This is a genomic window from Frankia sp. CcI156, assembly GCF_001983015.1.
GTDB classification, from domain to species: Bacteria; Actinomycetota; Actinomycetes; order Frankiales; family Frankiaceae; genus Frankia; species Frankia casuarinae.
This window is the reverse complement of record NZ_MOMD01000058.1, coordinates 1-24,846: the sequence shown is the minus strand read 5'-3', so window position 1 is coordinate 24,846 and position 24,846 is coordinate 1. Positions and strand designations below refer to the sequence as shown.

Here is a 24,846-nt window from a genome sequence, read left to right as displayed (position 1 = left end):
CGCGTGGTCTCGCCGAGTTGGGCGACTGTCGCGGTGCACGTGAACCGGCAGCACGGGGCGTTCACCACCGCGGCCGGTTGCAGTCAGGCGCAGGGCGGGGCCGGCACGCTGCGTCGGCGCGCTCGGGCGGTGTGACCGCCGACACGATCCTGGTTACCGGACGATCACATCTCGCGTACCAGGAGGCGCCGCTGGCTCGAAGCAACGGCCGCCTCCATGAGAGTTTCTCCAGGTCAACAGGGGTTCGATTCGACGAACAGCTTCTTCGTCGCCGCAGGAATGACCGGCCGTCGCCGTCAGGACGATGGTGTAACGGTTCCCCTATGCCTACGGTCAGTGAGGGCCGCCCCCATGATGAGGATCGACTGCGCGACGCCCTGTAACCCCCGTCTCGGGGCCAGCCCCGGACCGGACGACAGACCGGGACGGCCGCGCCGATCGCCGAGGGGCGCCCTCGTCGGAGCAGGACGATCGTCGCGGGGGCGGTCCTGATGGAGCCGGAGACGTTCGCCCCAACGGCGCCCGAGGGCCCGAACGTGGCCAGGGTCTACGACTACTTCCTCGGCGGGGCACACAACTTCCCCGCCGATCGGGAAGCCGCGGCGCGGGTCATCGAGACGTGGCCGCAGATCCGAGACACCACCCGGGTCAACCGTCTGTTCCTCGGTGAAGCAGTCCGCTTTCTCGCCGGCGAGGTCGGCCTTCGCCAGTTCCTCGACATTGGCTCCGGCATGCCGACGATGGGCAACGTCCACGAGGTCGCCCAACAGGTCACGCCGGACGCCTGCGTCGCCTACGTGGACCACGACCCCGTCGCGGTCGCGCACAGCCAGATCCTGCTCGCGTCCAATCCAAAGGCGCTGGCGGTGGAAGCCGACTTGGCCCGGCCCGAGGAGATCCTGACCCACCCGGAGATCAYCGGCCTGCTGGACCTGTCCCAGCCGGTCGGGCTCCTGCTCGTGGCGATCCTGCACTTCTTCCCCGACGACACCGACCCGCAACGGCTGGTCGCCTCTCTGCGCGACGCCCTTCCGGCGGGCAGTTACCTGGTCTTGACCCACGCCACCGGCGACGGGCAGGGCAGGGACGTCGCGGACGCGGCCGAGGTGTACCGGCGCACGACCGCGCCGTTCCAGCTGCGCGACCGGGACCAGGTGACGGGGTTCTTCGACGGCACCGAGCTGGTCGAGCCCGGCGTGGTCCTGCTCCCGGGCTGGGAGGACGACCGGCAGCGCCGGGCGACGACGGCCGCCGGACGGCTGCCGGTCTACGCCGGCGTCGGTCGTATCCGATGAGCCCGCCGCCGGGCTGCTCGACCTGCTGGCCTGCGGCCGACGTCCGCCGGCTGGTGGAGCACGCCGAGGGACGGATCGCCGCCGCGACCGCCGCGCTGTGGCCGCGGACCGAGACGACGTTCGGACCGACGCTCACGGCTGGCAGCGCGATCCTGCGCCAGGTGCACGTCGGTCCCGAGACGCTGTGCGCGACGCTGCGCCCCGCGGGCACACCGCTCACTGGCGTGGTGCTCGGCGACTGCGGCGACCTCGCCGCCGTGCTGAGCGACGAGGCGGGCGACGCGGACGCGACGGCCCAGGAGGACGCGACCGCCCGGGAAGCCGAACAGCTCACCGCCCTCGTCGCCTACAGCGGTCTGCGGGTCGCCGGCCCGATCGCCACGGTACGCGRGGTGATGTTCGCCCCGTGGGTGACCGGCGCCAGCCTGACCAGCAGGCTCCAGGACCGCCCGGCGGCCCTCACGCACCTGCTGACGACGCTCATGGACGACCTGGGTGAACTGCACCGCGACCCACCGGAGCAGCTGCGGCAGGTGGCCGCGCCGACGACCCTGCGAACGCACCCTCGGATTCTCGCCCAGGCATTGGCCCACTCGGTGAATCACCTTCATTCAGCTCCCGCGCAGCCAGCCGGGACMGGCGAGCTGGGCGCGCTGCTGGGAACCCTGTCCCTACGGCTCACGCGGCTGGCCGCCCAGCTCGATCCGTTGCTGGTCACCCGAACCGGGATCGCGTTCGGCGGGCTCACACCACGCCACGTGCTGTACCCGGAAACCTCGTCCCGCCCGGTGCTGGTGTCCCCTGACCTGGGGCCGGGGGGAGAGCCCGCGGACATCGGAACCCTGCTTGGCCACCTGCATCTGCTGGCCCTCGACAGCCCACCGACGGTGCGGTCGGACTTCGTCGAGGGTATCGAGGCGTACCTTGCTGGCCGGGTGGCCGCCCATGGCGCCGAGTGGAACGGCTGGCTGACCCTCGTGATGACGACCTGGGCGGCCACCGTCTACGACACGGTCGTCGCCGCCCTGACACTGCCCGCCGCGCTGCCCCTCGACCMGGCCATCGGCCAGCTGGCGGCTCGTCCGCTGCCGGCGCTGGCCGACGTCAAGACCCTCACCGGTGAGCTGCGCCGGCGAGGCGCTCTGCCCGCGCTGAACGCCACCCTGGCCGCGCTCGCCGGCCGCCCGGCGGACGACGACGACGTCGAGAGGGCCACGACGACCGCGCGGCGCTGAATGCACCGTCGCGGACCCCGCCCACGGAAGGCGAACCTTCATGGTCACGACGCTGCACCGCGCCCCGGTGAGCCGGTCACCGCACAACGAGGGTCACGACCCGCTCGATCGTGACTTCGAGCGGCTTCGAGGCGCCGCGGTCCGCCTGCTCGATACCCACGTCCGTCACGGCGCCGTCTGCGCGGGCTGCGGGCGGCCATGGCCGTGCGACCTGGTCCTGCTCGCAGACCAGAACCTGACGCTGGTCGCCGACACCGCCCCTGCCCGTGCCCCGGATTCCCCGCCCGACCGCCCGACCGCTCCCGCCGACACGGCCGGGGATCACGTGGTCTCTCCGGCCCAGCCTGTCGCGTCCAGGGCSGCTGGCAGTGGCCCTACACCCCCGGCCGCACCCGCAGCGTCAGCGCGAGGGCCGCTTTCCGCCTCCGTGTCAGGAGAATCCGTATGACCACCGTGCTCGCCATAACCCCGTCCACCACGCCTGAGCAGCCTGCCGAGCCGCTGCCGCAGTACATCCGGCACTACCCGGCCCGCCCACAGTCCGTCAGACCCGCCCGCCACGATGTCGCGGCACAGCTGCGCCGCTGGGGCCTCGACAGCCTGATCGACTCCGCGACCTGCGTGACATCAGAATTGATCACCAACGCCTACGCCGCCTCCCACGAGGCACGCCGTCCCCACGGTGAGCAGGACACCAGGTCCCGGATCGGGATGCGCCTGACCTACAGCCACCGCGACCTGATCGTGGAGGTGTGGGATGGCGGCCCAGGCCGCCCAACCCGCCGGACCGCCGGGCCCGACGCCGAAAACGGCAGGGGTCTGCCTCTCGTCGCCGCGCTCGCCCGCGATCTCGGCTACTACCCAGTCCGCGTCCGCACCCCCGACGGCTACCGCACCAAAGGAAAGATCGTCTGGGCGGCGCTCGCCCACGACCTGCCACCCATCCAGCACCTTCCGGACAAGCCGGCCGAGGATCTGCCGCGCCGTGACCCGCCGCCCCCCACCAGCGACGGCGGACCGGATGCGGACATCTTCGACCACGCGCTGCTGCAACGCGTCCTCGACGCCCTGCGCAACCTGGGCGACGACTGGACGACGATCACAAACTCGGGCGACCCACGCGACGGCGAACAGGTGACGACCCCGTGAGCGAGCCTGTGGACGCCGCCTGCCCACCGTGGTGCGACCAGCCAACCGGCCACCTCCAGGTAGAGCCGGCAGGCCCCGGCGACTACCACATCTCCGCGTTCATCGTGATCGACCTGCCAGAGATCGCCGGGATACGCGAGGGCACCGCCGTCCAGGTGGCCATCGAACAGTACGTGACCTCCACGACCATCTACGACCCCCTGATCTCCCTCGCTGTCGGGGACGACGACCCCGACAGCGAGGCCCTCACCCTCGACGAAGCCGACGCTCTCGCCACCGCCCTCAGCCGGGCCGTCACCGCGGCMCGCGACGCTCCAGCACACCCGCCCTCGAAACAAGGGGCGGTACCCAGACCACCGGCCGGAGAACAACCGTGACCGTCGACTATCCCCACACCGACAGCCCCGCCATCGTCGACGCCGACCTGCCGGGTCAGGCCGACGTGGGTTTGCTCAGTGCGCTCGTGCACGTCCTGGCGCCCCGTCTGTTCGCGATCGTCGCCGAACCCTCCTACGGCGATATCCACGTCGTCGCCTGGGGACTGCGCTTCGACGGCTACGTGGCCCTCATCAGCACCGATGGACAGATGGTCGGCAGCTTCTCCTCGTTTTCCCCTCCCCGGTCCGGGTCCCGGCCGCGATTCCGTCGCGGCCGGCGGTGAGGCGGCTCCACGCCKACCCGGACCGCCAACAACGAAGCCACCTCCATGCGATCTCACCGACACACAGTCCCGCCCGCGCTCCGTCCCATCGTTCTGCTCGCGCGTATGCGCGAACTCCTGCCCCCCGAAAAACTGGCGAGTCTGCTCGCCACCTTCACCCCACCGCTCGACCCGACGGACCCCGACTGGGCCGACCTGTGCTCGGCCTTGGACGACTATGACCGGGCCGCACGGCTCGGCCTGGGCTTGGACGAGGCCCGTACCCGCGTCGACATCGCCGCCATGATCATCTATGTGCGCTGTTGCGGTGCCAGCCCCCACGAGTCGGTTGCCACAAGCACCCGGCCGGCTCGATAGAGGTCCGCGAACTCTTGGCCCGTGTGGCGCCGAACAAATCGCACTGCCGCACGTCGTTTCCGCAGATCAGCGGCTTCATAGCAGCCGAAGAAAAGGTTCGCGACGAGGGGAATGTCTCCGCTCATGACGCCGGGCATCCTGGTGGAGCGCCGCGCCCGGCTTGATCTTCGTGCTGTGCGCGCCGTGCCCCTACTGATCCATCGACGCCGGATAGATCCACGACGTCGTAGGGTTGACAGACCGTCACCCGCCGGCCGAGCGGAGGAGAAGCCTGGTGCTCACCTCGGCAACCGACAGCACCGACCGCGACGGTGGAGGCCGAGCAGGCGGCGCGGCACCTGTTTGCCCCGAAATGCCGGCGGAGGACGTGCTCGGGGACCGGACAGGTCCGCGGAGAAAGCATGAGTAGGTCCAGCCGGCGGGCGGAACAGGACGAGCTGCGGGCGCGGATGCGCGCGGCCGGCATGTCCCACGACGAAATCGCCGTCGAGTTCGCCCGCCGCTACGGCTACCGCCCCCGCGCCGCGCACCGCCACGCGCACGGCTGGTCCCAAGTACAAGCCGCCGGACACATCAACAGCCACGCCGCCCAGGTCGGCCTCGACCCCCGTGGCGCCGCCCCGATGGACGGCCCCCGCCTGTCCGAGCTGGAGAACTGGCCGCTCCCCAACAACCGCCGCCGGCCCACCCCCCAGCTCCTCGCGCTGCTCGCCGAGGTCTACGGCACCAACATCCACAACCTCATCGACCTCGACGACCGCGAACACATGCCCCCAGCAGACATGCTGGTCATCACCACCACACGCCAGGACGCTCGGCCAACGCCGCCGACGGGATCACCGGTGAACCTTGCACTGCCCGCGGCCCCGTGTTTCAGCCCCACGGCCCCGTGCGTCCAGTCGGGACGCGGTCATGGTGCGGCCAGGGGGCTGCGTCTCGACGGGCCTGCTGGAAGCATGGAGTGGGTGGACGCTCTCGGCCGCCGCGGGTTCACTCTTCTCGCGGGATCAGCAGTAGTGGCGGGTCTGGCCGGCGCCGGCCGCGCCCGCCACGTCGACCCGGCGCTCATCTCCTACTTCGACGGCCAGCTCCAGGGCCACTACCACGCGGACATGCTGCTCGGCGCCGGCGCCCTGATCGGCACGGTCGCCTCCCAATACGAGGTCATCACGCAACTGCTGGATGCCGCGGACGGGTCGACCCGCCGGGGCCTGGCGAAGGTCGGCTCCTCGTTCGCCGCGTTCGCGGCCTGGCTGTGGCTCGACGCGGGAGACGCGGTCGCCGCGATGCGCTGCCACGACGCGGCCTTGGAACTGGCCCACCGCTGCGGGGAACGCGACGCCGTCGCCTGCGCGCTGGTCGATCGGGCGATGGCCTTCACCGACCTGGGAAACGCGGCGGCCGTGATCGACCTGTGCCAGGCCGCGCTGGGTGACGCCCGGCAGCTGGCACCCGAAGTCCAGGTGTTCGCCTTGCAGCAGCAGGCACACGGCGCGTCGCTGCGCGGTGACCGTCGCCAGGTTGATCTCCTCCTCGATCAGGCCGGCCGGCTCGTGGAGCACGTCGAGGTCGAGGAATACGGCACGGCCTGCCGCCGCACCGACGGCTACGTCGAAGTGCAGCGTGCAACCTGCTATGGACGGCTGGGTCTCGCCGACGACGCTGACCGCCTCTGGCAGCAGATCATCCCCGCTGCCCCGGCCTCTGCCCGCCGGGACGTCGGGGTCTGGTCAGCGCGCCACGCGGTCGCCGCCGCGCGGCAGGGAGAACCAGAGCGGGCGGTAGACCTCACGCGCCAGGCCAGCGCGCTCGCGGTGGAGACCGGCTCCGCGCGGGCCCGGCGAGAACTGGCCGCGGTCGCGGCGGCGATGGCTCCGTGGCGCGCGCACCCCCTCGGCCAGGAGCTCGCCGACGTGCTCACACCCTTCACCACCGACGAGACCGGGAGAGAGCATGGCTGAGGCGCTGACCCGAGACATGATCGACGAACACCTCAAGACCCTGGACGGATGGACGACCGACGGCCGGCGGATCGAACGGCTCTACTCGATACCCCACATCCAGGGCGCCGCGTTCATCGTGCACATCGCCGCGATCCAGGACGAGTTCGGCCACCACTCCGACGCGACACTCGGATACAAGACCGTGCATGTGTCGATCAGCTCCAGCGACATCGGCGGCTACGTCGCCGAACACGACATCGAGCTCGCCAGGCGCATTCAGGAAATCGCGTCAGCGCATGGCGCACGATAAAATAGAACCGGGTATTCGTTCAACGCCGCGAAAGGAGGTAGGCTGTGACGGCGATTCGCCGCGGCGTGCACGAATCCTTTTCGTACGTTCAAAGCCGCCGACACACTGGTGGAGAAGATAGCGGGGCGTTGGAGTGAGTAGGTCCAGCCGGCGGGCGGAACAGGACGAGCTGCGGGCGCGGATGCGCGCGGCCGGCATGTCCCACGACGAAATCGCCGTCGAGTTCGCCCGCCGCTACGGCTACCGCCCCCGCGCCGCGCACCGCCACGCGCACGGCTGGTCCCAAGTACAAGCCGCCGGACACATCAACAGCCACGCCGCCCAGGTCGGCCTCGACCCCCGTGGCGCCGCCCCGATGGACGGCCCCCGCCTGTCCGAGCTGGAGAACTGGCCGCTCCCCAACAACCGCCGCCGGCCCACCCCCCAGCTCCTCGCGCTGCTCGCCGAGGTCTACGGCACCAACATCCACAACCTCATCGACCTCGACGACCGCGAACACTTCACTCCCGCCGACACCCTCTTGATCAGCCGCGTTGATCGCATCGAGCCTGCCGCTGGCCGCATTCTGCCTGCGCCCCGGGCTGCTCCTTCCGCCCGGGGGCTCGTCCAGCCAGGCTCTCCGGCCCACATCGACCGACGCGACTTCGTCACCGCGACGGCTACCGCGCTCACGTTCGGGAGAACCGCCCCGCGGCACGTCGACCCGGCGCTCGTCGACTACTTCGGCCAGCAGCTGGAGGGCCACTACCGAGCGGACGTGATGCTCGGTCCCCGCGAGCTGATCAGTACCGTCACCGTTCAGCACACGCTCATCAGCAACCTGGTGGCGACCGCACGCGGGGAGACGCGGCTGGCCCTCCTGCGCYCCAGCGCGGCCTATGCCTCGCTGATCGGCTGGCTCCATCAGGATGCCGGTGACCTYGAAACTTCGTCCGTCTGGCGGGGCGTCGCTTTGGAGGTCGCACAACGCTCCCGGGACCCGCAGCTCGTCGCCTACGCGCTGCTCAACCACGCATCAGTCCGCACAGATCTTGCTGACGGGCTCGGCGCGCTCGACCTGTGTGGCGCGGTCCTGGCCGACGCCGGTCGACTCAGCCCGAAGATGCGGGTCCTGGCGCTCCAGCAGCAGGCCCACGGCGCGTCACTCGTCGGAGACCGCGCCACCGTCGACTCCGCCCTGGACCAGGCGGCTCCGCTCGTCGAGAGATGCGACGACGGCCTGCCGTGGGGCAACGCATGCCGTCGCACGTCGGCCTACCTGGAGGTGCAACGCGCCACCTGCTACGGACGCTTGGGCCTGGTTACGGCCGCTGCCGGCCTGTGGCGGCAGATCCTCGACACGACGCCTGCCAACGCCCGGCGAGACCGCGGTGTTTTTCTCGCCCGGCAGGCCACCGCGTGCGTCCAGAGCGGCGACGTCGGGCGCGCGGTCGATGCCGGGCGACTTGCGGCGGCCCTGGCGGTGGAAACTGGGTCCGTGCGGATTCGCCGCGAGCTCGCCGGCCTACGACAAGCGGCGCAACCCTTGAAAGGCGCGGCCGTCGGCCGCGACATCGATGAGATCTTCGCCCCGGAGAAGGAGACCTGACGTGGCGGACGCTCCCGTGCCCCTGGCCGACGACGAGATCGAGGCGCAGCTGCGCGAGCTATCCGGCTGGGCCCGTGCTGGCCAGGAGATCACCAAGTCGTTCCGCGTCCGTTACCACGGTGGAGTCGCCCTGATCGTGCACGTTGCCGACGTCGAGCGGCTGATCGGCCACCATGCGGACATCGACCTGCGCTGGGATAGCATCCGCTTCGGGATCACCACCCACGACGCCGGGCATCAGATCACCACCGCCGACTTCGATCTCGCACGGCGCATCGAGGCCATCGCCCAGGCCCACAATGCCGAACCGCTCTGACTTGACGGCGCATTGTCCCCTCGATGTCCGCGGTCCGTATCGTGATCGAAATGTTGTCGGTCCGGCGCGTCGAGAGTGCGAGACGCCTCACCCAGGTGCTGACCATTCTCGACCGGCCGGCCTACCGAGGGCAGGCACTCGCCGTCGGGCTGCGCGATCAGATCAGAGATGGTGGTGCGGTCCCGGCCTACGGCAGCAAATCCCTCGGCCGCCGGCTATGAAGGAGACCAGGTCTCGTGACGCCCCGCCGGATTGGGCTGCTACACCCGGGGAGCATGGGCGCGCGGATCGGCGAGATCTTGCGGACCGCAGGGCACGAGGTGCTGTACTGCCCCACGGGACGAAGCCCGCAGACGTTGCAACGGGCCCAGGATGCCGGCCTGCTGCCCGTCAGCCGCCTGGACGACCTCTGCGACAGCACCGAGATCCTGATGTCGTTGTGTCCACCGGAGGCCGCGCTTGACGTGGCACGGGCGGTGGCCGCGGCGGGGTTTACGGGTCTGTACGTAGACGCCAATGCCGTCAACCCGGAACGTATGCGCGCCATCGAGCGGCTCATGACCGCTGCGGGCGGCACCATCGTTGATGCTTGCCTCATCGGCCCGGTCCCGACACGGCAGGACACCACACGCATGTACCTGGCCGGGGATGCCCGCCACGCCGGCGAGATCTCCGGGCTGTTCACCGGATCAACCGTGCAGGTCATCGTGTTCGACGGCCAGGTGGGCGCAGCGTCCGCCTTGAAGATCGCCCACTCGTCGTTCGCGAAGACGTCGCKGGTTCTCGCCGCGCTCGCGCACGCACTGGCCGCCGAATACGGCGTCCAGCAAGCGCTCACCGACGAGGCCCGCAGACGAAGCCGACCGGCGCTCGCCGAACCAGACTTCTTCGCCACTGTCGCGGCCCGCGCTTGGCGGTGGGGACCCGAACTCGCCCAAGCGGCCGAGAGCTACCGGACCGTCGGACTGCCGGACGCGATGCTCCGCGGAGCGGAAGAACTCCTCCGCACCTGGTACGAGCATAAAGACATCGAGCACGCCCCGCTCAACCTGCTTCTCCGCGAGCTGCACTCTGGTCAGGACGGCGGGTAATCAACCGGCCGCCTTCCAATGGCCCGGCGAGCGCGTCGCGGAGTCCGCGTTCCGCGGCCAGYGTGGCTGTCGTCATCGCGTCACGGAAGGTGGTCGGGGGAGGTCGCTGGATTCCAGCGGTCTTGACTCGCTCGACTAGGTCGACCCGATGGGCGGGGGAAAGGTGCTGTTGTAGCCGGGGGTGGGCGAGGGCATCAGCCGCGCACCGCCCGTCGTGTCCGTCGCGGAGGCCGGCGAGGATCGCGGACGCAATCCACTTCTGGTCGGTGGCGTCGGTGGCGAGGTCTAGGAGCGTTAGGCCAAGCCGGTTCTGGAATACAGGGTGGGTCGGGTCACGGCTGCTGGCGCGGAGGTCATCGAGCGCCGCTCCGATCGCCTGCGGCTCGCTGCCGTGTCGGCAGAGGATTCCGAGAACGGCGGCGACCGCTCGTTCCCAGGGTGTCGGAGTGACACTGGTGGCGAGCGCGGTGCGTGCGGCTTCGGATTCTCCTGCAAGGTGGCTCGCGAGTATGAGGGTCTGGCGGCCGTCGAGGAGCCGTCGTCCGATGCCGTGGTGTCGGTGGAGGTGGGCAACGGCGTCGTCCCAGCGGCCCGCGCGCGCCAACGCCCGTGTCCCGTCGCCGAGCAGGACGGTCCAGGTAAACCGGCGTGCCCGGAGGAGCGTGTTGTCGTCGGCGAACAACCGCGCAGGGTTGACGGTKACGCCGTCGAGAACGACGGCGGTCGAGGTGCGGACCGCGTGGTGGATTTGGTTGAAGAACGTGTATGCCCGGTCGGGGTCATCGGCACGGAGCTCCAGCCGGCCGAGATTGATCAGCGGTTGCAGTACGGCTGTCGCGAGGGCCGGGGGCTGGGGGCCGGCGTTGTCGAAGACGTGGAACTGGCGCCAGCAGAGATCCTTGGCGAGGTCGGGCAGTCCGCAGTCGCTCGCGAGGAGCGCGGCCTTGTTGAGAGCCTCGGCAGCGTTGGTCGTCCTGCGCGCGTTTCCCGGTGCGGAGTGGGCGAGGTGTTCGATCTCGGTGAGCCGCTGTCGCCGGTCGATGGTCGGTGGACGCGGCCGGGGTACCAGGGGAAACCAGTTCGCCACCGTCTGGGGAAGKGGCGGCGGCGTGGTCGGGCTGGCGGTCATCCGAGGACCACGGTGCTTGCGGCGCGGGCGAGCACTGCCTGTGCGTCGTGGGATAGCCCTGCGCGGTTCCAGTGGAAGATGATGTGGTGCGCGAGGACCGCGCGTAGCCCGCGCTGGAGTGTGCCGTCATGAGCGAGCCGGCCAAGGTCACGGCCGGTGGCGCCGAAGGCACCGATCCAGTGAGCCAGATCCGCGTCCTTGCCCAGGGCGTTGGTGTCTGGCGTCTGTGCKCTCAGAAGGCGGGTCAGGCTGGGCTCCAGGGAACGGCTGTCGCTGACAAGGTCGGGTGGGCAGCGGCGGTGTTCGGCGACCCGGGCCCAGATGTCGCCTTGTTCGTACCAGTCCTGGCCGGCGGAGCGCATCAGGCTCACGCAGGCCAGGATCGACAGCGCTCGGGCGCGGGCGCGGCTGCGGGGCGCGGTCGTGAGCAGGTGGCGGCTGTCCTGGTGGAAGAGCCGGTGCGCGATCTGCATGGCGGGCGGGCCGCCGAAGGCGAAGGTTTCCGGTTCGTACAGGGTTTCGCTCCAGCCGGCAATCCGGCCGCGCTCGCGCAGAGCATGGAGATGGTCGTGGACCGCTTTGGTTGCCGCGTCGTCTACCGGTGAGGTCGGCTGGAAGCGGAGCCGCCAGCAGGGGGACTTGCGGATGAACCACCACGCATCCAGCAGATGATCATTTTCGGCGGCCACCAGCGCGGCGCCGAGGTCCCGGCCGGCGGCATCGGCCTGGGCGTAGTCGGCGAAGTGCATGGTGGCCTGCCGCCAGGGGTGGCGCGGCGAACACCCGTCTTCGTCGTTTTGAGGTGCGTCGTCGATGCACGGGCGGGGGTCGGAGTCGTTGCGGATCATCGGTTCTCTCACGCGAGGAGCAAGGCGGCGTCCCACCCGGTCACGGGGGCGGAGCCGAGGGCCGCGGTGTGCAGGGCAAGCGCCACCCCGGCCAAGCCATCGAGAAGCTCCGGGTCGTGCGGCGCGGTGGGGTATTGGTCGAGCAGCCGGGCGACGAGGGTGGGCAGGAGCTGGGCGAGTTCGGGTGTGGTGGCGTCGGCCGCGACCCGGGATGTCGTGTGGACCAGCCCTGCCAGGCCGTGGCACAAGCCGATGTCGGTGGTCAGTTCGAGGCGAGCCGCGTCGTCGAGACATGCGTGCAACGCGGTTTCGGCCTTCTCGCAGCGCCTCGGGTCACTGGTGGCGAGTCCAGCGAGTTGGTACGCACGGGCAATCCCTGGGGTGCCGTAGCACCAGGACAACCGCTGCTGCCTGACGTCATGGCCCGGTGTCGGGGTGACGATGCCCGGCCAGCCAGCGATGCCAGGCTGCTGGTGCCCGTCGAGCCAGGCGCAGATCCGTTCGATCGCTTCCCGGTGGCCGTCGACCTCGGTGCCGCGRCTGTTGGCTAGTGCGAGCAGGGCGAGGCAGGCGGCGATGCCGTGGGACATTCCGGCATTTCCATGACCGTGTGGGTAGTCACGGGAGGATGCGCCGCTGGGGTCGAGGTCGGTCCACCACCCGGGTAGTCCGTCTCCGCTGGCAGGGGGCTGAGTGAGACGGACGAGGTGGGTCAGGACATCGGTGATGATCGGGTGCTGGCGGCGTAGGTGGTAGCGGCCGAGGCCGGCGAGGCCGCGGATGAGGTCGAATTCGGCGAGCGGCGGGCGGAGGCCCGCGCGGAGGCGGGCGTCAGCCGCGGCAAGTCGTCGCTGTGTGACCGCGATGGTCGCGGTGTCGAGTGTGGTGACCGCTTGGGTGAGCTGGTCTGGGCGGCCTGCGGCGTCGAGTACGAAGGCGAGGGTGGGGGCGCCGAAGTAGAGGGAGGCGTTGGGCCCTGCGCTGGCTGGGTCTCGGGTTGCCGCCCGTAGCCAGGCGTTGGCGATGGCGGGGTCGCCGTGGCCGGTGCGGGCTCGTTCGAGGTGGAGCAGCGCGATGCCGGCTGCACCGCCCGCGAGGGACTGGCCTCGCCGCCGGCCAGGGCCTCGGGGAACGGCGGCGGGGTCGGCGAGCTGGTCCGCGATTGCCGCTGAGGCGGCCAGTGCCCGGCTGGAGAGCGTGTCGCGGCCGGTGTCTTCCGCGGTGCCTGGATTCATGCCATCTCCCGGCGGCGGAGAACGCTGAGCGCAACGGCGCGGGTGAGGCGGGCGCAGTCGCGCTCTGCCTGGACGGACGGCCCCGTCATCCGGAACTGGTGGAGGTGCATCAGCGTCGGCAAGAGGCCGCGGGTCGTGAGTCCGTCGCCGGCCGAGGTGAGCGCCGTCTGATAGTCGGCGAGCCTCGCCCGGCGGCGCGCCCAGGCGGTGAGGATCTCCTTCCCGCCCGGCAGGGTGTGCATCGTCGCCTGGCTTTCGCGCGGGTCAGCGAGGTGAACGGCGGCGTCGTGCTGCGCGCGGTCGATCGGCGGTCCCTGCGTGCGTGGTAGCTGCTCGACGAGCCAGCGGGCGGCGTCGTCTCCGGGTAGGCAGCCCGCGGCGAGGTCGAGCAGGCTCACGGCGACCAGCGCATGGGGGTGGGTGGCACCGCGGGCGGAGGCTGCGAGCTGGGCGAGTGCGGCGGTGGAGTCCGCGGCGAACAGCGTCTCCGTGGCGGCGAGCGTCGAGGCGCCGCCGAAGCGGCCGGTCTCTGGAAGGTAGGTGTCGAACTGGAGCTGGTCCAGTAGGCCGGCTTGGCGCAGTGCGGTCGCCCAGCGGCCCACTCTCCGGGCCGCGTCGCCGAACCCGTCAGGGTCGATGAGGCGGATTCGTAGCCGCAGATGTGGGGCTGGGTCCTGGTATCGCTGGAACCACCACAGCGGCGGGGTGTCCCAGTGTTCCCACAGGCTGGCGAGGCGTTCGGTGAGGATGGTGACCTGACGGTCGGGCTGGGCGTAGAGCTTGGCGTACAGCCAGGCGCCGTCTCCGGGTAGATGGGCGTCCGCCGAGGTCGCGATCCGCGCCGGGCGCCGTGGGCGCGGTACCTCCGCCGTCGGGGTCGGAGGTGCGGCGAGCGGGAGGACGATCTCGTGGGTCCGCCCGCCGATCCATCCGGCTGCGTCAGGCGGCGGTGCTTCCCGCAGGGTTGCCCGCGTGGCGCGGCCCAAGTCTGCGCGCAGCAGGTGGAGGTGGGCGGGCTCGGTCAGATCGAGCAGGAGGCGGCGGTCGTCGCTGCCGAGGAAGACCTGGTCGGGAACGCCCCATTGGTCCCGCCAGGCCGCGAGGTCGTCGCTCCACCGGGCGAAGGTGGCGTCCGGTCCGGGCAGGTCAGCCGGGGCCAGGAGCCAGCGGGCCGGGGCGAGGATCGTCCGCCCGTGGCGCAGGCGTGGCAGGAACGGCAGCCGTCGGGCCGCGCCCCAGGAGAACGGCGCGCAGGGGGCGGCGCGGGAAGTGCCGATCTCGCTGAGGAACCGGAGCAGGGGGTGTCCGTGACGGGTGAGTTCGACGGCGTGGAACGCGACCGGCTCCACCGGTCGGCCCAGGGACAACGAGACCAGCCACAGACCCGAACCGTCTGCGGTGACGGCGAGGTCCGTCACGGGGATCATCCCGCGGTCCGGCGGCTGGTACTCGCCGAGCGCGATGAGATGGTCCAGGATGCGCGGCGCGCGGGAGACGTTCGCAGCGGTGGCCGACAGCGTGCCACCCGACAACTGGACGAGAAGTGCCCCCGGCTGGCGGGTCGGCAGCGCGCGAAGTGCCGAGGTCATCTCCTCGCGGTCGGCCTCGTTGGCGAGGTCGAGGAAGCGGCCCAGAGTTGTCCCGGCGGCCCGTGAGACTCCCTCGACAGCGAGGTCGAACGCGCCGCGTTCCACCGCGCGGCGGTCTGCTGCGTGCAGCCGAAACCGCAGCTCCGTGTGGGGCTGGCAGGTCCAGCCCACCGCGTCGCTCGTGCGGAGCAGCGCGAGCGACTCGGSATCAAGGGTGACTTCGCGGTCTCGGCGGGCYGCCGCGGTCTGCGCCAGGGCAAGCAGCAGCGCGTCGCGGTCCGAGAGCGGGCCGGCCGTTGCCGGGCCGAGTGTGGTTCCCCGGTATCCGGCGGGCAGGCCGAGCCCGGTTTCACAATTGATCAGGGAGTTGACCGGCACGAACGCGCCGGCACCAAAGCGCTCAAGAAATCGATCATGATAGTCGCGCCAGGCGGCGTTGCCCCGGGGTGCCGGCGCGAGCCGGACCAGCAGGTCGACGGCTGCTTCTACCTCTCGGAGGAGCAGCCGAGGMAGTTCCAGCCCGACGCCGGCCCGCATGTCGAGGGCGATGGGAGGCCGGCGCCCGGAGGGGCTTGAGGTCGGGGCTGCGGTGTCTGGGGTCGCCGGCTGTGRCGTCCACGGTTCCGTGATGTCGGCGAGCCCGCGAGAGCGGCGGCGCAGGGCGTCCACGAGATCGGCCGCCTCGGGTACCGGGTCGGCACCGATCGCCCGCAGCGTCGCGAGGACCGCGCCGAGCGGGTCGAGTTCGGTGGACGGTGGCCGAAGCCCGGACAGCAGGAACCGCCGCTCGACCAGTGTCGAGAGCATGCCTCGAAGCACCCGCGCAGGCGCGGCCGGGAACTCGGTGCCGAGCTGGGCGGCCAACGTCCCGACGAGAACGGGTCCGGCCGCAGCCTTCATCACCGCCGCGACAGCCTGTGTGTATCGGACCGAGGTCTCGGCTGTGGACACCTCGGCGTCGCTCCCGGCTCGCGGGCCCTCGAACGGCAGTACCAGCCGACCATCACGAACGAAGGCGAGATCGTTCGCGCGGACGGGCAGGACGTCGAGAACACCCGGAACGCCTTCGAGCTGGTCAAGCACATCGAACAACCACGCCGTGTCCACCCGTGCCAGCATGCGATGGTGCGTCGGGTCTTCATACACGGTGAGCGCGGTACCGGGCCGGGCCGGGCCGACCCCGGCGAACAGGCCGAACGGTGTAGCTCGGCTCACCAGCCGTAACCGGTACCGCATGAGCGACAGCACGGCGCTACGTGCCTGCCGTGCGGGTAGATCGCCGCCCGCGCACACCTGGGCGATCCGGCGCGCGAGCACTGGGCTCGCGGCCTGCACGGCTGCGGCGAACGGCGCACACGCCCAAGCCTCGCGCAGCCACTGGCACCACCGCTCGGTCTCCTCGCCCCCGTCCCCAAGGTCAGGCCAAGGCAGCGCGGCCAGACCTGGCATCGGTTCGGCCACCCGAACGACACCCGGGCCAGCCACCCTGTACAGCGCGTCGCTGGCCCGAGCGCCGAGCCCGGCGACCTGCGGGCCGCTCGCCAAGTCGGAGTCGCGGACCTCTGACGGCGTGGCTCGCGGGATCGCCGAGCGTGGTGCAGCGGACCCGCCTGGGTCGCGAATGGTCGGCATGGTCGTCATTCCTGTCCGGCGAGCCCGGTCCGGCCAGGCAGCTTGTCGGCCGGACCGGGCTCAGGTCATGTTCCGGCCGGGTTCAGTCGCCAGGGCAGGTGTTCGGGCAGGCGCTCTGGCAGGTCGTGCCGCAGCCGTCGTCGGTCATGCGAATCAGCTCCTCGACGAGCTGGCCGGACTCGACCACCGTCACGTCGAGGTCGAACTCGTCGAGGTCAAGCGCGGAATCGGGATCGACGACCGGCGCGGGGGCGTTCTGGGGGGTCACGGAACCTCCTTGAGAAGGAATAGGGAATAGAGACATCGCCGTGGCCGTGCTGGCGCCTACGGCCGGATGGCCACGCCAGCCGGGAGGGCGTGTGCCCTCCCGTGAGGCGCCACGACGGTTCCCGCACTCAGACGGGAACCTCCGGGCCGGACGGCCAGGAGACGACGACACGCCGATGAGGGCGATCGAGAAACACGCCGCCGGCGGGCAGCGCGGCGTCCGGAGTACCCGCGGGGAATGCCTCGATACGGGCCGGCCGATCGGCCTTCCACGCGCGGATCCGTTCGATGAACTGGGAGGTCAGCAGCTCGGCGGCGGGACCCTGGGCCTGAACGCCAAACTCGCGGGACACACGGCCGGGAACCTTCGCACTGAGCGAGAAGTAGGCGAGACTGCCTTTTCCTACGACCGCCGGCATGCCGAGGCTCCACGCGTGGGCGACTGTCCCCCGCGTGACCRCAGCCTGCCGGGCCAGCAGCAGACCAGAGTTCTCCAGGCCGACCGCGAGCCACAGCAGCAGGTCATCGAACGGTTCTTCGCCGCTGTGGACACCCGACCAGGTCTTCACCCGCGGCCAGGTCAGCGCTTGGCGGACCTCGTCCACGTCCACCGGGGCCGCGTCGTCCAGCCGGACCACGACATCGTCCCCGTCCAACGCCAGCACCTGCTCCGGGAAAGCCCCAGCACCCGCGAGCGGGACAAAACTACAGACCTGGGCGTCGTGGCCAACCAGCCGCCCGCCGTCGGCCTCGAACACGACCGAGCGTGTCTGGCCCCGCAGCCGCAGCGGCACAACCAGCCGGCCGCCGGGCGCGAGCTGGTCCGTCCACGCGGAGGGAATGTCACGGACCGCCGTCGTCACCAGCACCAGGTCATAGGGCGCGTGGTCGGGCACGCCACCCTCGGCGTCGGCCAGCACCACCCGCACCCGGCCATAGCCCGCCGCGTCCAGACAACGCCGGGCGCGCTCGGCAACCCCGGGCAGAATGTCGACGGTAGTGACCTCGCCTGTCTCGCCGACGAGCTCCGCGAGCAGCGCCGCGTTGTAGCCCGCCGAACCGACCTCAAGGACCCGCATCCCCGGCGCCACCCGCGCCTGCTCCAGCATCATCGCCTGGATGTGCGGCGCCGACACCGTACTGACCATCCGACCCACCGCGTCGCGCACCGGGACGACCGTCCCTGTAGCCGCGTACGCCGCTGCCAGATCTGCGCCCGGCGCGAACAAATGCCGCGGCACCACGGCCAACGCACGCGCCACCCTCGGGTCACGGACCGCGCCGAGTTCCCGCAGCTCGTCAACCATGGCCGCGCGCAACACAGCAGCCGCGGTGGAACTCTCCTCATGCTGAATGGTCATCGAATCCTCACTGCGGGATTGGACAGCGGCCCGTGGCCTGGATGCCCGGGGCATTCGCCTTTGGCTGCGGAATTGGTCTGGGAGGGACACCCCCATCGCGCTTCGGGGRGTACCCGCCCGGCGGGCTGTGCGTGTTCTGTTCTCGACGCGCAGCGCAGCGCAGCACGCAGGCACAGGCGGCAGGGGCGCTCTGTGACTTTAGGAATGCAKGGGCCTGCGGAAGAACGGTCAGTCGCTGGTCGTCGTGTAAACTGACGGACCCGTGTTACCGGAGCCGCGCTCATCGTTGGTGTTGGGTGGCGTCGCCACTCGCCAGAGGGCCGGCGTCGACTAGGCGCAGATTCAGCTCGTACTCGGGGTCCATCAGCGGGTTCCCTCTGCGTCCTCCACTCATGCGGACCGCCGCGCCTCAGGCGGCCGTCGTCAACGTGGACGATCCTTCCAGCAAGGCGGACCGACCCGAAGACCTCCTCCACAGCCCCTCGCTCTCTCGCGCCGGCCGAGCTGACCAGTGTGGGCGTGACCGCCGTGTTCCTCCAGGGAGTCGCTCCCACCACGATTGCCAGGCGACAGTCGATCTGACCCACCGGGAGTGACTGACCTGAGGCGGGGCCATGTGCGGTGTCGTGTGCGAGCCCGCCGGCCGTCATCCGATCTGGCCCCTTTCTAGCGGAGAGACCGACTCCCACGCCGTTCGGCTCGCGGGCGAGCCGACAAGATGCCAGATCGGACGCCGTGGGAACCAGCCCAGGCCAGATCGGATGACGGAAAGCCAGCGACAGGCCACATCGCTGACGCATGGCCAGAAACGGCGACGCCTGACAACGATCGCCGACGCGGGGACGCAAGTCATTCCCTCCACTACGAACATCCTGTTCACCCCTTCGCAGAGCCGCTGACCTGCGAGAACACTGCCGCGCGCGTCGCTTTGTCCGTAGCGACCATGCCGATTCGTTCCGGAGGAGCCCACAAGGACACGACCGTGCTCGTCGCCCAGATCGTGCCGAGGAGCCAGCAGCCTGTGGCCTAGTCCGCCCTCGCGGGCGCCGCGACCGGCACGACCGCACGATGCCGTGACTTCGATCCGCTCAGCCCTTCTGTTCTGGCCGTGCGCCGACGACTACGGTTGCGATGGCGGTCGGTGACCGAAGCCCGAAACGGATTGCCGTCCACGGCCAGGGAAGGGGCACAGCGGCATGGGCAAGACCAGCCAGCGCGTCGAGCAGGAAGAGCTGCGGGCGCGGATGCGCGCGGTCGGCATGTCCCACGACGAGATCGCGACCGAGTTCGCCCGCCGTTATAGCTACCGTCCCCGCGCCGCCCACCGGGTCGCGCACGGCTGGACCCAGGCGCAGGCCGCTGGGCACATCAACGCTCATGCCGCCCGGGTTGGCCTCGACCCGGGCGGCGCCGCTCCGTTGACCGGGCCGGGGCTATGCGAACGGGAGCTGTGGCCGCAACCGAACAACCGCCGCCGGCCCACACCGCAGTTCCTCGCGCTGCTCGCCGAGGTCTATGGCACCAGTATCCACAACCTGATCGACCTCGATGACCGCGAACAGATGCCCCCAGCAGACCTGCTCCTCATCAGCACGATCCGCGTGGAGGGCGTGCCCGCGAGCGCTGTCGGTTCCCTTGCGCGCACCAAGGCGGTGGACGTCGAGGCGCCGCTGATGACCGCATTGAACCGGCAGCAGTTCCTGCTCGCCGTGTCGATCTCGGGGGTTGCCGCGGTGACGCCCCGACAACCGGCCGCGCCTGCCGTGTCGGTAAACACCAGTAGGGCACCGGCCGGGGACGATCTTCTTGCTGATCTGCGGGAGGCCGTCACGGTTCCAGCGGAGTGGTCCGCTGACCCTGGCGTGACCTCGGCGGGTGCCTTTGCTGACCTTGAGGCGCGGGGGCGGGAGTGCCACAACCGGTATCAGCGGGCCGACTATGCTGGGGCGGCGCGGCTCCTTCCCGCGGTGGTGCGGGGTATCGACACGCTGGTCGCTGATTCGCCGGCGGGCGTGGACCACCGCGCGGTCCGGCGGTCTCAGGCTGTCGCGTACATCGCTGCCGCCAAGCTCGCGACCAGGACCGGCGACCACGATCTAGCGTGGCTGGCCGCGGACCGTGGTCAACACGCGGCGCTCGCCGCCGACACGCCAGTGCTTCTGGCGACCGCACGCAGGCAGATCGCCTGCGTCTTCCACGACACAGGGCGGCTGGCCGACGCCGAACGGGTCGCCCTCAGCGCACTCGACGCCCTGAACCGGCGGCGAGGCGACGAGGACCACCCCGACATCGTTTCCGCGCGGGGCGCCCTTCTCCTGCTCGCGGCGATGACCTCGGTCCGTCAGGGTGAGCGGGCGCAAGCCCGCCGCCGGCTCACCGCCGCGGCCGAGCAGGCGGGCACGCTGGGCCGGGACGACAACCGGTTGTGGTCGGCGTTCGGGCCGACGAACGTGGCGATCCACACCCTCACCGCGGCCCTGACGCTCGACGATCCGACGGAGGCGGTCGCCGTCGGCGAACAGATCGACACGCGTCTGCTGCCTCCCCCGCTGGTGGGCAGGCGTGCGCGATTGCACCTAGATCTTGCCGACGGGCACGCCCGCCTGGGCGAGGACGCCGTCGCGGCCGTGCACATCCTCGACGTCGCCCGGCGAGCTCCACAGCTGCTGCGGGTCGACCCGACCGCTCGGGCGGTGCTGGCGACGCTGCTGAGCCGCGCCCGCGGTTCCATCGTCTCTGTCCTGCGGGACGTCGCCGAGCAGGCCGGAGTCGCGGCGTGACGGCTGGGCGACCGGTGCTGCATCTGGTCGTCTGCGCGGCCCCGCCCGCCGCGCAGATCAACGAGCTGATCCGCCACGTCCGCGGCGAGGGGTGGGCCGTCTGCCTCATTCCGACGCCGGCCGCCGCGACCTGGCTGGACGTGCGCCTTCTGGAGGAGCTAACCGGCCACCCGATCCGCTCGCGACCCCGGCAGCCAGACGAGCCTCGCCTACCGCCCGCGGACGCCGTGGCGGTCGTCCCCGCGACCTTCAACACGATCAACAAGTGCGCCGTCGGGATCAACGACAATTCAGCGCTGGGCGTCGTCAACGAGGCGATCGGACTCGGTCTGCCCGTCGTCGTCGCCCCCTACGTCAAACCCACCCTCGCCGCCCACCCGGCCTTCGCCCGAGCCCTACGCGACCTGGCCGCCTACGGGTTCACCGTCCTGCCGACCAACGCGATCGGTCCCCCCGACGGCACCACCACCTTCGCCTGGCGTCCCGTTCTGGACTCGCTGCCCGCCGCCCGGCCCGCCAGCGAAATCTCCGCGCAGGAGGACCCGTGATGACGGCTGCGCCCGTGCCCCTGTCCGACGACGAGATCGAGAGACGACTGCGTGAGCTACCCGGCTGGTCACGGGTCGACGACGAGATCACGAGAACCTTCGGCATCCGCTACCACGGCGCGGTCGCGCTAATCGTGCACGTCGCGGACATCGAGCGGCTGATCGGTCACCACGCCGACATCGACCTACGCTGGGACAGCATCCGCTTCGGCATCACCACGCACGATGCYGGTCACCGGATCACCGACGCCGACTTCGATCTCGCTCGGCGCATCGACGACATCGCCCGAGCTCACGGCGCCGAACCCAGCTGAGAACCTCCAACCTGCACGCGCGGGGACGTCCGCGCCGGGCGCACACGTTGTTGATCACATGTGGCGCGCCACAATACCCAACAGGCACACGAACGATTCGCCGCTATCGATCCGAACATGAAGCCTCATCGGCAGGTCTTCGGGCAGGTCAGCGGCCTGTACCCGCACGAATCAGATGTTCGCTCCGCAGGGAATGACCATCATGTGGGTCTCTTGGGACGCTGGGGACGTTCAGCGTCGGCGCGGCAGCTCACCGTCAGGAAGGCGGCGGTCAGCTGGCCCGGTCGCCGTGCGCGCCTACGTCGAGAAGGGCCTGATGATCGCGTATTCCCCATCCGTACCTGCCGTCGATCCCGCGGCGCGGTCCGCCTGCGACGAGGGGCGTTCCCGCGCTGATGAACCTGTGGTCTTCACCGACGGGCACCACTTCAACCTCGCGGCGTCCTCGGACCTGGACTCGGTTGCCTCGACGGCGGCCGGCCCTCTGTCGGTGATCCTTCAGGTGACGAAGCGGTGCAATTTTGACTGTTCGTTCTGCTCGGAGACGTTGCAGGAGCCGGACCCCACGCTGGATGCGTTGGAGCGGATGCGGGACAATCTGGCCGGGGTGCCGCGGGTGTTCCTGTCCGGCGGTGAGCCGTTGCTGCGCCGGGACTTCGTGGACATCGTCGACCTGTTCGCTGGGACGGTCATCGGCGTGCCGACCAACGCGACCCGCGGTCTTCAGCACGCGGCGCGCCTGTCCGGCAAGATCGCGTTCGTGAACGTCGGGCTGGAAGGGCCGCGGGCGACGACGAACCGGGTCMGCGGCGACTACGACGCGGTGATGGCCGGGATACGGGCGTTCCAGGACGCCGGGCTGCCGTTGTCGCTGTCGGCGGTGGTCTACYGCTCGACGCTGGCCGCGTTGCCGTTCACCTACCAGATCGCCGACCTGCTGGACGCCGGAAAGCTCAAATTGATCCTGCCGTTGAAGAAGGGCAACGCGCTCGACCTCGCCGACCACGAGTTCATCAGCCTGGACGAAGCCACGCTGATGTTCGACCGGCTGGCCGAGCTGCGGACGGTGCACGACTGGCGGCCGGCACTGCGCCTGACGGCCTGGACCCCGGACACCGAAGGCCACATGATCGTTGTCGGGCCGTCGGGGCAGGCCAGTGCCTGGCCGGTCTACGGCGCCCCCGACCTACTCGAACCGCTGGGCAACCTGCTCGACGAGCCGATCGCGGCGATCTGGGCGCGGTACCRGTTCCAGCGCAACCACTACGCCAAATACCTGGGCCGCTCGATCCGCGCCCTCACCCGCGCCGAGCGACCGCCATCAGGGCGTCCTTTGCTGCGGATCAGCCATGCGTGAGGCAACGAACCTGGGCTGGGCCGACACACCTTTTGGTGCCGAGCGGCGGCCGTTCGCCGAACGCACACCGCTGTTGGCCGCGTTCACCGTCCTGACCCGCGCCGCGTCGCCGGACGCCATGGGAGCGGTGTACCTGCGGCTGCCACGGGGCCGCACTCTGGCGGTGACCGAGAGGACGTTGCGGTTCGGCTTCCACGCCGTCGCGGCCGAGGACCCGGCGGAGACTCTCCTCGTCGCCGCCGGGCTCGATGCCCTGCTGGTGCAGGCCCGACGCCGGGCGGCGATCCTCGCAGGCCACCGGCTCGCCGACGACCTGGCGAGGCTCGCCGCCGCCGGCGCACCTACACGCGGAATCACCGCCCTCGCCGCCGCCTGGCCGGGCGAGACCRCGCAGCCCAGTCTCGCGCGTCTTCACGACACGGCGCGCGGCTCCACGCCGGTCGTACTGGAAGACGTGTGTACCGCGTTTCATCTCCACGGCCTGTTCGCGGAGTCGGGTACCTCTGCCGACCCTGCACGGGTGGGGTATGGCGCCTCGGCGGGGGCACCGCAGATCCTTCGGCAGGTTGTTCTCCGCGCGCTGGCGATCGCGCTCGTCGCGGCGCGCAGCACGGGCCATTATCAGTGGGACCAGCTCAATCTCGACGATGTCGTCGAGGCCGCCGCCTGGGACCAGACCACCGACATCCCTGCCGCAGGTCCAACGGCTGTGACTCCCGCGACTACCCCTCCAGCACGGCCCTCGTCCGTGCCTGCCGTACCGGCTGGTCGCGACGACCAGACGTTGGCCGCGGAAGGAGTCCGCTGATGCTGCGCAACTGCCTCGTCGTGGCCGTCGAGGGTACCCACGCCTCCGGCAAGACCACGCTCACCCATGCCCTGGCGGCACATTTCCGGGAGCGTGGGGTGYACGTCGCCTGCGTGCCCGAACCGGCTCGGAACTCCCCGTTCATCGAGGAGATCGTCGTGCACGGCCGCGGCGAGTTCGACCTGGAAACCGAGGTCGACTTGTTCGCCGCCCAGCTGTCCAGCCAACTCCGCGTCGCACGCCAACACACCATGATCATCTGTGACAAGACGATCGCGAACGTCCTCGCCTACGCCTGGCTCGTCCTGCCCGGCGGCCCAGAGGGACCCCACGCGCCGGTCCTGCGCGCGATGGAAGCCTTCTGCCGGGCCTGGGCGTCCGTCTACGACGCGGTCTTCTACTGCTGCGACAAGTTCGACCAGCACCAGATCGGCGACCCCTACCGGTCCAAGGTCCTCGACATCCAACCCGCCGCCGACCGCGTCGTGCGCAGCATCTGCGCCACCGTCGGGCAGCGCATCTTCGACATTCCACCGAACATGTCCACCAGCGCGCGGGTCGGCTGGATCGCCGAGCAGCTCACGACCCTCGGGCTCAACCCGACCAGCCGCTGACCGTTTCCTCAGCACAGTCGGGAGATACTGCCACCATGGGGTACCGCAGCGTCATCGACGTCATGCTCCTGCTCATCCGCGATGATGCGGTCCTGCTCGCGTTGCGATCCGGCACGGGATTCGCCGACGGCTGGTGGAACGTCCCGTCAGGAAAACTCGAAGATGGTGAGGACGCCGCTTCCGCGCTATGCCGCGAGAGCCGTGAAGAAATTGGCCTTCATCTCGATCCCGCCTCGCTTACTCTCGCTTCGACGGTCCACTTCCGGAACGAGCGCGGGGAAGCGCGCCTTGGCCTGTTCTTTCAGCCGGAGTGCTGGCACGGAGGTACGTATTCGGAAGTCCCGTTGTTGATCTTTTGGGGGGACGGCCTTCGGGGCTGGGTGTGGCCTGATGGTCGTGGTGGGTGATGTTCTGCCGGT

Annotated in this window: 26 protein-coding genes; 19 read left to right on the top strand and 7 right to left on the bottom strand. The window is 70.4% G+C overall.

Annotation, left to right across the window (positions count from 1 at the left end; translation table 11 throughout):
• The first annotated feature begins 491 nt into the window (after positions 1-491).
• Both CcI156_RS18995 and CcI156_RS18990 read left to right on the top strand, forming a co-directional pair.
• Positions 492-1,295 (top strand): SAM-dependent methyltransferase, encoded by an 804-nt coding sequence (locus tag CcI156_RS18995; RefSeq protein WP_076807259.1) that lies wholly within the window; start codon positions 492-494, stop codon positions 1,293-1,295.
• Positions 1,292-2,530 carry a hypothetical protein gene (locus tag CcI156_RS18990; RefSeq protein ID WP_076807257.1) on the top strand — a complete coding sequence of 413 codons (1,239 nt, stop codon included), beginning with the start codon at positions 1,292-1,294 and terminating at the stop codon, positions 2,528-2,530. Before CcI156_RS18995 ends, CcI156_RS18990 begins: the two co-directional genes overlap by 4 nt.
• A gap of 76 nt (positions 2,531-2,606) precedes the next feature.
• Here CcI156_RS18990 and CcI156_RS18985 read toward each other — a convergent pair whose 3' ends face one another.
• Complete coding sequence (locus CcI156_RS18985) at positions 2,607-2,855, bottom strand: hypothetical protein (protein WP_011436270.1); 249 nt, start codon at positions 2,853-2,855, stop codon at positions 2,607-2,609.
• A gap of 119 nt (positions 2,856-2,974) precedes the next feature.
• On the opposite strand from CcI156_RS18985, the gene CcI156_RS18980 reads away from it, so the two are divergent.
• The 10 genes from CcI156_RS18980 (at position 2,975) to CcI156_RS18935 (ending at position 9,945) form a co-directional block, all read left to right on the top strand.
• A complete protein-coding gene (locus tag CcI156_RS18980) occupies positions 2,975-3,679 on the top strand; it encodes an ATP-binding protein (protein WP_011436269.1) in 705 nt (234 codons plus the stop codon).
• Positions 3,676-4,056 carry a hypothetical protein gene (locus CcI156_RS18975; protein WP_011436268.1) on the top strand — a complete coding sequence of 127 codons (381 nt, stop codon included), beginning with the start codon at positions 3,676-3,678 and terminating at the stop codon, positions 4,054-4,056. The genes CcI156_RS18980 and CcI156_RS18975 overlap by 4 nt, the downstream gene beginning before the upstream one ends.
• Positions 4,053-4,340, top strand: coding sequence for a hypothetical protein (locus CcI156_RS18970; RefSeq protein ID WP_011436267.1), 288 nt, complete (start codon positions 4,053-4,055; stop codon positions 4,338-4,340). Before CcI156_RS18975 ends, CcI156_RS18970 begins: the two co-directional genes overlap by 4 nt.
• A 45-nt stretch (positions 4,341-4,385) precedes the next feature.
• Positions 4,386-4,697 (top strand): hypothetical protein, encoded by a 312-nt coding sequence (locus CcI156_RS18965; protein ID WP_011436266.1) that lies wholly within the window; start codon positions 4,386-4,388, stop codon positions 4,695-4,697.
• 401 nt (positions 4,698-5,098) lie between these two features.
• Positions 5,099-6,658, top strand: coding sequence for a hypothetical protein (locus CcI156_RS18960; RefSeq protein ID WP_011436265.1), 1,560 nt, complete (start codon positions 5,099-5,101; stop codon positions 6,656-6,658).
• Positions 6,651-6,950, top strand: a complete 300-nt coding sequence (locus CcI156_RS18955) for a 4a-hydroxytetrahydrobiopterin dehydratase (RefSeq protein WP_011436264.1) — start codon at positions 6,651-6,653, stop codon at positions 6,948-6,950. The genes CcI156_RS18960 and CcI156_RS18955 overlap by 8 nt, the downstream gene beginning before the upstream one ends.
• Positions 6,951-7,083: 133 nt before the next feature.
• Complete coding sequence (locus CcI156_RS18950; RefSeq protein WP_076807255.1) at positions 7,084-8,538, top strand: hypothetical protein; 1,455 nt, start codon at positions 7,084-7,086, stop codon at positions 8,536-8,538.
• Position 8,539: 1 nt separating this feature from the next.
• Positions 8,540-8,854 carry a 4a-hydroxytetrahydrobiopterin dehydratase gene (locus tag CcI156_RS18945; protein WP_011436262.1) on the top strand — a complete coding sequence of 105 codons (315 nt, stop codon included), beginning with the start codon at positions 8,540-8,542 and terminating at the stop codon, positions 8,852-8,854.
• Between the two features lie 41 nt (positions 8,855-8,895).
• Complete coding sequence (locus CcI156_RS18940; RefSeq protein ID WP_131728935.1) at positions 8,896-9,075, top strand: hypothetical protein; 180 nt, start codon at positions 8,896-8,898, stop codon at positions 9,073-9,075.
• A 15-nt stretch (positions 9,076-9,090) separates the two neighbouring features.
• Positions 9,091-9,945: an NAD(P)-dependent oxidoreductase gene (locus CcI156_RS18935; RefSeq protein WP_139341546.1), complete on the top strand. Its 855-nt coding sequence runs from the start codon at positions 9,091-9,093 to the stop codon at positions 9,943-9,945.
• Here the strand turns inward: CcI156_RS18935 and CcI156_RS18930 are convergent.
• The 6 genes from CcI156_RS18930 to fxlM form a co-directional block, all read right to left on the bottom strand.
• On the bottom strand, positions 9,899-11,074 hold the full coding sequence (locus CcI156_RS18930) for a hypothetical protein (protein WP_023842038.1): 1,176 nt from the start codon (positions 11,072-11,074) through the stop codon (positions 9,899-9,901). The genes CcI156_RS18935 and CcI156_RS18930 overlap by 47 nt on opposite strands.
• On the bottom strand, positions 11,071-11,922 hold the full coding sequence (locus tag CcI156_RS18925) for a thiopeptide-type bacteriocin biosynthesis protein (RefSeq protein WP_083342718.1): 852 nt from the start codon (positions 11,920-11,922) through the stop codon (positions 11,071-11,073). The genes CcI156_RS18930 and CcI156_RS18925 overlap by 4 nt, the downstream gene beginning before the upstream one ends.
• An 8-nt stretch (positions 11,923-11,930) precedes the next feature.
• Positions 11,931-13,157, bottom strand: a complete 1,227-nt coding sequence (locus CcI156_RS18920; RefSeq protein WP_011436258.1) for a lanthionine synthetase C family protein — start codon at positions 13,155-13,157, stop codon at positions 11,931-11,933.
• Positions 13,154-16,378 carry a lantibiotic dehydratase gene (locus tag CcI156_RS18915; RefSeq protein ID WP_175637624.1) on the bottom strand — a complete coding sequence of 1,075 codons (3,225 nt, stop codon included), beginning with the start codon at positions 16,376-16,378 and terminating at the stop codon, positions 13,154-13,156. The genes CcI156_RS18920 and CcI156_RS18915 overlap by 4 nt, the downstream gene beginning before the upstream one ends.
• An 82-nt stretch (positions 16,379-16,460) precedes the next feature.
• Entirely contained in the window at positions 16,461-16,646 is a 186-nt protein-coding gene (locus CcI156_RS18910; RefSeq protein ID WP_023842039.1) for an FxLD family lanthipeptide, read from the bottom strand.
• 127 nt (positions 16,647-16,773) lie between these two features.
• A complete protein-coding gene (gene fxlM, locus CcI156_RS18905) occupies positions 16,774-18,006 on the bottom strand; it encodes a methyltransferase, FxLD system (RefSeq protein ID WP_076807249.1) in 1,233 nt (410 codons plus the stop codon).
• 1,196 nt (positions 18,007-19,202) lie between these two features.
• Here fxlM and CcI156_RS18900 point away from each other — a divergent pair.
• From CcI156_RS18900 to CcI156_RS18870, 7 genes are all read left to right on the top strand, one after another.
• Entirely contained in the window at positions 19,203-20,786 is a 1,584-nt protein-coding gene (locus CcI156_RS18900) for a hypothetical protein (protein WP_011436253.1), read from the top strand.
• A complete protein-coding gene (locus tag CcI156_RS18895; protein WP_011436252.1) occupies positions 20,783-21,334 on the top strand; it encodes a flavoprotein in 552 nt (183 codons plus the stop codon). The genes CcI156_RS18900 and CcI156_RS18895 overlap by 4 nt, the downstream gene beginning before the upstream one ends.
• On the top strand, positions 21,334-21,648 hold the full coding sequence (locus tag CcI156_RS18890) for a 4a-hydroxytetrahydrobiopterin dehydratase (protein ID WP_011436251.1): 315 nt from the start codon (positions 21,334-21,336) through the stop codon (positions 21,646-21,648). The genes CcI156_RS18895 and CcI156_RS18890 overlap by 1 nt, the downstream gene beginning before the upstream one ends.
• A 316-nt stretch (positions 21,649-21,964) precedes the next feature.
• On the top strand, positions 21,965-23,005 hold the full coding sequence (locus tag CcI156_RS18885; RefSeq protein ID WP_076807274.1) for a radical SAM protein: 1,041 nt from the start codon (positions 21,965-21,967) through the stop codon (positions 23,003-23,005).
• The gene (locus CcI156_RS18880) at positions 22,998-23,813 is read left to right on the top strand and encodes a hypothetical protein (RefSeq protein ID WP_076807247.1); all 816 of its coding nucleotides are present in this window, start codon (positions 22,998-23,000) and stop codon (positions 23,811-23,813) included. Before CcI156_RS18885 ends, CcI156_RS18880 begins: the two co-directional genes overlap by 8 nt.
• Complete coding sequence (locus CcI156_RS18875; protein ID WP_076807244.1) at positions 23,813-24,427, top strand: AAA family ATPase; 615 nt, start codon at positions 23,813-23,815, stop codon at positions 24,425-24,427. Before CcI156_RS18880 ends, CcI156_RS18875 begins: the two co-directional genes overlap by 1 nt.
• Positions 24,428-24,462: 35 nt before the next feature.
• A complete protein-coding gene (locus tag CcI156_RS18870) occupies positions 24,463-24,834 on the top strand; it encodes an NUDIX domain-containing protein (RefSeq protein ID WP_023842042.1) in 372 nt (123 codons plus the stop codon).
• Positions 24,835-24,846: the final 12 nt, after the last annotated feature.

What these genes read in the sequence shown, in the direction of transcription:
- CcI156_RS18980 (WP_011436269.1), top strand. Translation starts at nt 2,975, where the DNA reads ATGACCACCGTGCTCGCCATAACCCCGTCCACCACGCCTGAGCAGCCT.
- CcI156_RS18965 (WP_011436266.1), top strand. Translation starts at nt 4,386, where the DNA reads ATGCGATCTCACCGACACACAGTCCCGCCCGCGCTCCGTCCCATCGTT.
- CcI156_RS18960 (WP_011436265.1), top strand. Translation starts at nt 5,099, where the DNA reads ATGAGTAGGTCCAGCCGGCGGGCGGAACAGGACGAGCTGCGGGCGCGG.
- CcI156_RS18900 (WP_011436253.1), top strand. Translation starts at nt 19,203, where the DNA reads ATGGGCAAGACCAGCCAGCGCGTCGAGCAGGAAGAGCTGCGGGCGCGG.
- CcI156_RS18870 (WP_023842042.1), top strand. Translation starts at nt 24,463, where the DNA reads ATGGGGTACCGCAGCGTCATCGACGTCATGCTCCTGCTCATCCGCGAT.
- CcI156_RS18955 (WP_011436264.1), top strand. Translation starts at nt 6,651, where the DNA reads ATGGCTGAGGCGCTGACCCGAGACATGATCGACGAACACCTCAAGACC.